Source organism: Dictyobacter formicarum (assembly GCF_016587435.1).
In genome coordinates this window covers 93,269-101,474 of record NZ_BNJJ01000029.1, presented here as the reverse complement: position 1 = coordinate 101,474, position 8,206 = coordinate 93,269, and the positions used below count along the sequence as shown (strand labels likewise).

At 50.0% G+C, this 8,206-nt stretch carries 7 protein-coding genes; 3 read left to right on the top strand and 4 right to left on the bottom strand.

The window, feature by feature from the left end; all coding sequences use genetic code 11:
* Nucleotides 1–153: 153 nt before the first annotated feature.
* On the top strand, nt 154–1,833 hold the full coding sequence (locus JMI88_RS34120; protein ID WP_201366501.1) for a hypothetical protein: 1,680 nt from the start codon (nt 154–156) through the stop codon (nt 1,831–1,833).
* A gap of 156 nt (nt 1,834–1,989) precedes the next feature.
* On the opposite strand, the gene JMI88_RS34115 is transcribed toward JMI88_RS34120, so the two are convergent.
* The gene (locus JMI88_RS34115) at nt 1,990–2,643 is read right to left on the bottom strand and encodes a hypothetical protein (RefSeq protein ID WP_201366500.1); all 654 of its coding nucleotides are present in this window, start codon (nt 2,641–2,643) and stop codon (nt 1,990–1,992) included.
* Nucleotides 2,644–3,211: 568 nt separating this feature from the next.
* On the opposite strand from JMI88_RS34115, the gene JMI88_RS34110 reads away from it, so the two are divergent.
* Nucleotides 3,212–3,919: an RNA polymerase sigma factor gene (locus JMI88_RS34110; RefSeq protein ID WP_236023188.1), complete on the top strand. Its 708-nt coding sequence runs from the start codon at nt 3,212–3,214 to the stop codon at nt 3,917–3,919.
* Entirely contained in the window at nt 3,916–5,061 is a 1,146-nt protein-coding gene (locus JMI88_RS34105; RefSeq protein WP_201366499.1) for a hypothetical protein, read from the top strand. Before JMI88_RS34110 ends, JMI88_RS34105 begins: the two co-directional genes overlap by 4 nt.
* A 7-nt stretch (nt 5,062–5,068) precedes the next feature.
* Here JMI88_RS34105 and JMI88_RS34100 read toward each other — a convergent pair whose 3' ends face one another.
* The 3 genes from JMI88_RS34100 to JMI88_RS34090 form a co-directional block, all read right to left on the bottom strand.
* The gene (locus JMI88_RS34100; RefSeq protein ID WP_236023189.1) at nt 5,069–5,995 is read right to left on the bottom strand and encodes an AraC family transcriptional regulator; all 927 of its coding nucleotides are present in this window, start codon (nt 5,993–5,995) and stop codon (nt 5,069–5,071) included.
* A gap of 27 nt (nt 5,996–6,022) precedes the next feature.
* Nucleotides 6,023–6,772 carry a phytanoyl-CoA dioxygenase family protein gene (locus JMI88_RS34095; protein ID WP_201366497.1) on the bottom strand — a complete coding sequence of 250 codons (750 nt, stop codon included), beginning with the start codon at nt 6,770–6,772 and terminating at the stop codon, nt 6,023–6,025.
* A 190-nt stretch (nt 6,773–6,962) separates the two neighbouring features.
* Nucleotides 6,963–8,186: a YncE family protein gene (locus JMI88_RS34090; protein WP_201366496.1), complete on the bottom strand. Its 1,224-nt coding sequence runs from the start codon at nt 8,184–8,186 to the stop codon at nt 6,963–6,965.
* Nucleotides 8,187–8,206 lie beyond the last annotated feature (20 nt).

The window sequence follows — 8,206 nt, the reverse complement described above, 5'->3', positions numbered from 1 at the left end:
GTACTTGTGGCAGAAGGCTCTCTCCAGGAGTTGCGCGAGCGCGCCAGCGGCAATGGCGGCGCTAAAGATGCCACCCTGGAAGATATCTTCTTGAATGTGATCGGCGTACGTAACGAAAACCACAATTTAAGCTGGCTGGATTAGGAGGATATCGTGCTTATCCACGGTGACAAACTTCGATGGCTATTCTGGCTGCGCTGGAAGATGTTTACGCGCGGCTTTACACGTGGCAACAAGGTCGCTCGCATTATTGGCAGCATTTTTCTAGGATTGTTTGTTCTGGGAGCTGGCCTGACGATCGCTGGCGTGACCTTTGTGGCCTATCGTTTCCTCCCTGAGCCAGCTAATGCCGAAGTGCTCTTCCTGGTTCTGACCGGCATCTTTGCACTCTGGCTGGTCCTGCCACTACTAGAGTTTACGACTAATGAGGGACTTGATATCTCCAAGCTCGCACTCTTCCCATTGACCAGGGGAGAACTGATGCTGAGCCTGGTCTTCTCGACCCTACTAGATATTCCAACGGTGGGTCTGGTTATCGCTCTGGCAGCGGTAGTTGCCGGTTGGGCCACCTCGATTCCACTGGCCTTGATGGCGCTACTGAGCATGTTAGTGTTTTATGTGCAGCTGGTCGCCGTCAGTCAGCTGGTGCTGGCCCTGCTACAAAAGGTGCTGCAAAGTCGCCGCTTCCGCGATCTCAGTGTGATTCTGGTGGTCCTGCTCTCCTCTAGCGGTTACCTGTGCCAGTTTGCCATTCGCGGTTTTGCCAACAAGGGCTTTTACGACACACTCATACACGCCCACATCTCACCCTATCTGCAATGGTTGCCTCCAGGTATGGCAGCTCGCTCCATTCAGCAAGCAGCAGCTGGCAACTGGCTGATGAGCGTGGTCTGGTTGTTGGCGCTGGCCGCGATCACGTTCTTGTTCCTCTTCTTCTGGCAGATGATTGTAGAGCGTGGGTTAACCACAGCTGAGAGTGCCGGAACGGCAAAAACAATACGCCGTCAGAATGTGACTGGCGCAACTACAGGAAATGTGATTACGCGACGCATCCCAGTACCAGTCAAAGCCATATTGGAAAAGGATCTGAAATACTTCTGGCGCGATCCACAGATCAAGGCCATCTTCCTGCAATCCATGGTCTCGCTGCTGTTCTTGATCCTGTACTTTAGCTTCACCATTTTCAATAACAATGGAGCAAATGGCGCGCGCGTCTTCGCGCTCCTGGGACCCTGGGCAGTGCTGGTGGTGCCGCTATTCATTATGTTTACGCTCTATTCCCTGGCGTATAACTCGCTGGGATTTGAACGGCAGAGCATCACGGCCCTCTTCCTGTTCCCAATCAATCCCAAATATATTCTCTGGGGCAAAAATATCGCTGTCTTCGTGGTGGGCCTGGTTGAAATCTGCCTGCTGATTGTTATCGCAGCCATCATCACTCAAGCCTGGATCTATGTAGGGCCGGCCCTGGTGATTGGACTGGCAGGTATGGGCATTATTCTAGGCATTGGCAATATTACCAGTGTCTACCTGCCACAGAAGATGCGTCAGGCGCGACGTGGCTTCCAGACCGCCTCAAACATGTCGGCAGAAGGAGGCTGTCTGCGCGCCATCATGTCAATGCTGGCCACGCTGATAATGATGATCTTGCTGGTTCCAGTAGCGGCAGCGGTAGCGATCCCCATCTTTTTACGCGTCGAATGGATCTGGATCTTAAGCCTGCCCGCCTCAATACTCTATGGAGCTGCCTTCTACATCATTGTCACCAATATAGTCGCTCCGCGTATCCTCAAGCAAGCGCCAGAGATCGCTGGCATTATATCCAAAGAATAAAACTGCAAACAAGCAAGTTACACCAGAGAAAACACTCGATGCGGTCCTATGCCAGTTCGGCTTATGGACCGCATCGAGCAAGCTATGATGCTACAGCATGGTAATCAGATAGAATTCAGTATTCAAAGCGTAGTCAGATGATCCTGTAAGCAAGAACTAGTGACGAGGCGCTGGAGTGGCCGTTGGTTTCGCACTGGTGCCACTACCCTTACCAGCATTACCGCTATTAGTCGTGCCAGTGGTATTGTGGTCGGCACTGCTTCCATGCTGTGTTCCGGGCTCATTCGCTTTTACGCAAACCGCAATAGGAGATGAACCACAATTCTTCAGGGCAGTTGCAAGATAAAAATCGATGTTGCTATCGGTTAGTGTTGCATTCCCTTTTTTCGCCAGCGACTGAGCATATGTGAGAAGATTATTGATCTCACCATATCCAAGAGCATGGTTTAAACCTTTATAGCTTCCATCGTGCAAAGAGCAAAAAGTCTTGATAGTAGCGCTCTTGCTATCTGTGCTTAAAGAGAATGCCTTTGCGATATTTTGTGCATCCGCCAGTCCGGGACAAGCGTTCGAGTGATCGGTTGCCTGAGCAGTCGCGGATACCTTATCCCCATGGCCATCCTGATTACTTGAGCTATGTGAAGATGGAGTCGCAGAGCTAACGCTAGAGGTAATCGTTTTAACGAAGCTCTGACCGCCAGGGGTAGCTGCCATTGCAGCAGTACCACCACCCACTAAGGCAACGCCAACAAGCGCGGTCGCAATAATTTTTCCCTTGAGAGACGCTGTAATAATACTTCCGAGACCCATAATAAAATTTCTCCTTTTACCTAAATACTCTATTGATGATGATTTTTTTATGAGAGAAAAAGAATAAATAGTATTCTCTAATACTACAGTGCCACTTGGCTCGTAAGACGGCCTGGGAAGACGATTGACGTTATGGCATGTGCTGATTGCTCACCCAAGCTCTCAGGCCACTTCGCGGTGAATTTTCTCACGTAAGTGGTGCTGTAGTACTAAAAGATGTTTCTTTACACCTCACCTGCGAACACTTGTGTCGTAAATAATGCATAAAATACAAGGCTTCTTTACTTTTATAAGCGCATATTTCAATCTGTGCTCGCATCTCTCGCTTATATAGTTGTCCTTTTCCGCCATTGGTTACGGCCTGAATAACATATTTTTTTATTGACAAAGAATTCCTCATTTACCTCTCTTGTTCTATACACATTTTTTAGCAATGTGTTGAGGGAAAAGCATTGGTAAACCAATCTGGTAGGACCTGTTAAAGTCCTAGTGTTTTACCCGTAACTATAAAAAGAAAAAGACAACTATATTAAAGGATAAGCCTACATTATGGTAGGAGGAATATTTTATGTTTTCCTGGTCACGATCTCCTGACATGACCACCTCAGACAGCGCGTCACGGCCGCCTGCGTTTGAGCAGATTTTGAGTCAGGCCAAACATGGTAATGGGGAAGCCATTAGTGCATTGTATCGCCAATTTCTTCCAGGCATCTTTGGCTACATTGCAGCACGTGTCCCCGAGAAGTCACTCGCAGAAGACCTGACATCTGAAGTATTTTTAAAGATGATTGAGGGACTTCACCAGGTGCGGGCCAATAATGAGGCCAGTTTTGCTGCCTGGTTACTACAGATCGGCCGTATAACCGTCGCTGGCTATTATCGTGGGCGGGAAAAGCAGCCAGTGCACATTTCACTGACGTCTATGAATTGGGAAACAGACAAGCATAACTACGATAGTGAGCACTACGCACAACCGGACAACCATCCGGAGGCAGATCCAGTTCACCTATCCGAGCTGCGTGATGAATGGAGGAATGTTGTACAAGCCATGAATACTCTGACCGAAGAGCAACGTCAGGTGATTGTAGGTCGGCTGATCATGGGGTATGATGTGGCGACGGTGGCAAAAATGATTGGAAAAAAGGCAAATGCAGTAAAAGCGCTCCAATTTCGTGCATTGCAGAGCCTCCAACGGGTCCTCAATCCACAGCAGAAAACAAAACAGACAAAAGATCAATCTCGTCGCAAGCGGCAACACCAGGAGGTAAGACAATGAAATCGCAACCAGAACGCCTTAACGACCTATTGGAGGAAAAGCTTCAAGCCAGGCGTGGTGCGGCTATGTCAGGTGAACTGCATGCGCATGCAATCTCCAGAGAAGATGATGAGATCAATGACTTACTAGAGATTGCCCAATACCTCCACTCGACACCAACGATGCAGGTAGATAACGAGTTTGCGCAGCGCTTAGAAGCACGCGTCCGCGCACATGCCATCAATATCCAACAGAAATGTGCCACGCTGCCCTGGTGGCAAACCATTTTCCTCCATCCACTACGAAGGCAGATCGCAGTAGCGACCATGTCCGTTTGTCTGCTGCTAGGAACAGGAGCCATAGCTATGGCAGCCCAGGGGGCTACGCCTGCCAATCCTCTTTATTTCATAAAAAGCCTGGTACAAAATACACAGCAAGCACTGATTCCCTCGCCGCTAGATAAGGCAGAGCAAGCCCAACAAAGCGCGCGCGATCATCTCAATACCCTGAAGACACTCGCAAATCCGACGCAAGAAAAAGCGTATAATCATGAATTGGCCAGCCTGGAACAACAACTACGTTTAGCGTCTCAGATCATCGATACTATTCAGGATGGGAAGGATCGAAAACGCCTGAATGGCGAGTTGACAGCCCTGCGAGCACAAGCCAGCTCAACCCTGCACAATCTGCTTCCCATGCTCAGCAGCTCAGAACAACTCGCGACAACGGGAGAGCTAAAATTTCTGGGAGAGAAAGTTATCTATGTGAAAGAGGCAACCATTAGTATCTCAACATCATCACATCCGCAGGTAACTATTACCATTACAGGAAATAACTTTCAGCCAGGCGCACAGCTGCTGATCAATAATCAATTGATATCTTCCACTGGCACACTCAAAAACGGAGTGTATACCTTCAATGTGGATTGGAATGGGAAACAGCGCCCCGCCGTCGTCAGCCTGCTCAATCCAGATGACACGCTAGCACAGACAACCTTGATTACACCGCCAACCAACGATGCATCCAAGAAAAATGGAAGTAGCAGTAATCCAGGGAAAGAGGGAACTGGGAGCAGTAGCAATGCCCATGATCATGGTAATAGCACACCTAACAACAATGGGGAGCCAAAATCCAATCCCACCCCACCAACTCCACGTCATTAGGGATGATCTAGAGGAAAGTCGTACCTCCATGCTGGCGAAAAACGGCTGGCGTTGATCCCCTGCGATGGCGAAAGAGGGTAATAAAATAGCGTACATCGGGATAGCCAACGGTCAACGCAACCTCTTTGACCGGCAGATGCTGATCGAGCAAGAGCTGGGCGGCAATATCCAGCCGCAGTGTTGTCAGATATGACATGATGGTTTCGCCCATGACTTTTTGGAACACGCGGCTGGTATGGCGCTCACTCAGATGGACCTGGGCAGCCAGGTCGCGGATAGAGATAGGGCGCCAGTAATTATCGCGCAGATAGCGCTCAATCACCTGGGCAACCGCCTGATCTGGCTGGCGCGAAACAGGATGCTCGGCTCGAGCCAGGGTTGCCTCATCCACCGCCGCTCTGGCTGTGTCAACTAACAGCTTGGCCACCAGCCCCTCGATAATATGAGAATAGCCTGGATGCTGACCAGCCACTTCTTCGGTCAATAACTCCAGGGTACGCAACATTGAAGAGGTACGGTTGCTCACGACGCATGGCGAGGCCATAAAGGTCGTGAGCAAGCTATCCAATGCCTGACTCTTTTCAGGAGCATCAGCCGCCGCGGCATCCTGCATGCTCGGAGTCAAAGTGTAGGTCCAGAAGTAGATGCCCAGAGGTCGTTCTTCCGCAGAGATGATCTCATGGCTCACACCCGGACGAGCAATAAACACGTCGCCGCTATTGATGGTATGCATCTCAGATCCAACGCGGAACTGTCCCTCACCCTGAAAGGCATAGCAAACCTCAAAGCATGAATGTGTATGGAGATAGTTGCGCCAGTAGCGTGGCTCAAAGAATCCCCAGCCCAGCATCTCGCTAGCAAAGCTACCCAGATGGACAGACAAGGCCAGATTATTCAGTTCCATAAAACGCTGGCGCGGTACCAGAACGGGCATCTCCACCAGAATACAACCTTTGCTACGCTAGCGGGACTCCAGGGGATCAATGCCGCGCAGCATCATACCCTGTCCACGAGACTTATGGGTATCAACCGTAGGAGGATCTTGCGGATCGCGCATCTGAATGAGCAGGGTCGTACGAGCTTCATTGCTGACATTGACGCCCGAACCATGAATCGTCAGATAACTGAAGAACAGCACGTCGCCGGCTTCGGCGGCACAGGGCTGAGCAGATTCCAGAGGATACTGCTCAAGGGGCAGGTGCCAGCTACCCTCGGCCTCGTGTGGCACCGGACCCAGCTTGTGCGATCCAGGCACGACGCGCACGCAGCCCTTTTCCAGCGGAGCATCATCAAAATGCAAGATCGCTGCAATCATACTATGGTTCTGATGTGGAAAAAAAGGATGGTCCTGGTGCATAGGGAATGGTGAACCTTTTTCAGGCGGCTTCACGAACATCTTATTATGATGCAGCTGGACGTTTGGGCTACCAATGATATCCGCTGCGATCCCGGTGATACGCTCATCTACTAGTAAGCGGCTGAAAGCTGCGGATTGAAATTGCACATCATGGCAATGCAGGATTTTGGTCGCTACCGTCGCATTCTTACGGGCGCTGCCCCAGGTAGCATCGATGTCATGATCGCGCGACAGACGCTCAACCAGATTATGACACTCCTGGCGATAGGCCGCGGCTTCTTCCTTCGACAATACGCCTTTGGCCAGAATATAACCATTTTCATGATAAAACGCCAGCTGCTCTGCTGTAAGCATGTCAGTCCTCCCTGTCCAATACACTATATTCTAATAATTGAAAACAAAACTCTATACAAGTATTCTAAACAGAAGATGCTTTCGACACAAGAAAGTAGAAGGACAGACTTGTTTGTAAAACAGACATGCTCACCTTGTAGTAGTTTCTTTACAGGGTGAGCATAAGCATCAATCATGGTGGACAACACGGTCAACGCTCATCAGGTGGCGGGGCAAGGGAGCTTTCTTCATGGTTTTGCTCGGGTTGTCCCTCAACAGGCTGCTTAGTAGTGGCCCCACTACGCACTTTGGTGTAGCGACGAAACAGAATGAAGGGAACAATCAACAAGATAATGACGATAACATAACCGAGAATATTTCCCAATTTATCGAATAAGCTGGCCTGCGCAGGTGTCGTCCCAAAATTTGGTGGATAAAGGCCAGTAATGATAAATTGTGGCGTTCCACCGGTCGGAATGGTAGCGGCCAGTTGTCGGCCCGGTATATCATACATAGCCACGTTACCATTACTCAAAGCTACGAAGCCCAATTGTCCATCATTAGTAATCGCGATTGAGCGCGGCGCGACATTTAATTTCAAGACATGGTTCGGCTCTTTCGGAATAGTAAAGCCAGCATTAACGGGATTCAATACCACCAGCTGGTTGTTCGCGCTATCAGGCACGTAAACTTCGCCCGTGGTTTCATCAAAATCCATCGGACCATAGGTACCACCAGAAAGTAGCGGGGAAACTTTGTGTGTGGCGAGATCGACAGCGACAATAGAGTTGGTAGAGGTAGTCGCATAGACGGTAAAGCCAGGGGGGATCGAGAGGTAGCGTGGCCCCTGCGGAAGTGAGACGTTTGTCAGCTTTTGGCCGCTAACATCATCATAGACGGATAGGGATTTCTCATTTGAAACCCACAACTGCTCACCGCTCTTTCCCGAAACAGCAGAGCCCACAGCCGCATACGCCAGACCATAGACAGGTCCAGCAGTTTCAATCTTGCGCTTGATCGTACATTTCTCAGCATCTATCACGGTAATGGTTGAGCTATTAGGGCCGCCTGCATACAATGATTTGACGTTAGGATCAAAAACCAGCAGCGTAGGAGCCCCGGGAACGGGGGCTGAACAAACCTGCTCCCCCGTCTTCGCGGCGATAATAGACACCTTATTAAGCTGAGGCTGCGTCACATACAGGAAACGCCCATCCTGGCTTAAAGCCACCATGTGGGGGTCGCCCGCAACTTTGATCGTATTGGTGACCTTTTGTTGCGCCACATCAATGACTCCCACGCCACCGGCGGCACCAGCGACGTATGCCAGATTGGGAGCCCCCCCATCCGCATGAGCCGCTGGCGTATTAAAAGCCACACTGGCGATAGCCAGCAAGATAACAGTAATTAGAAAGCGATACGTATATCTATACATGTCCTTACCTGGTCTCTATT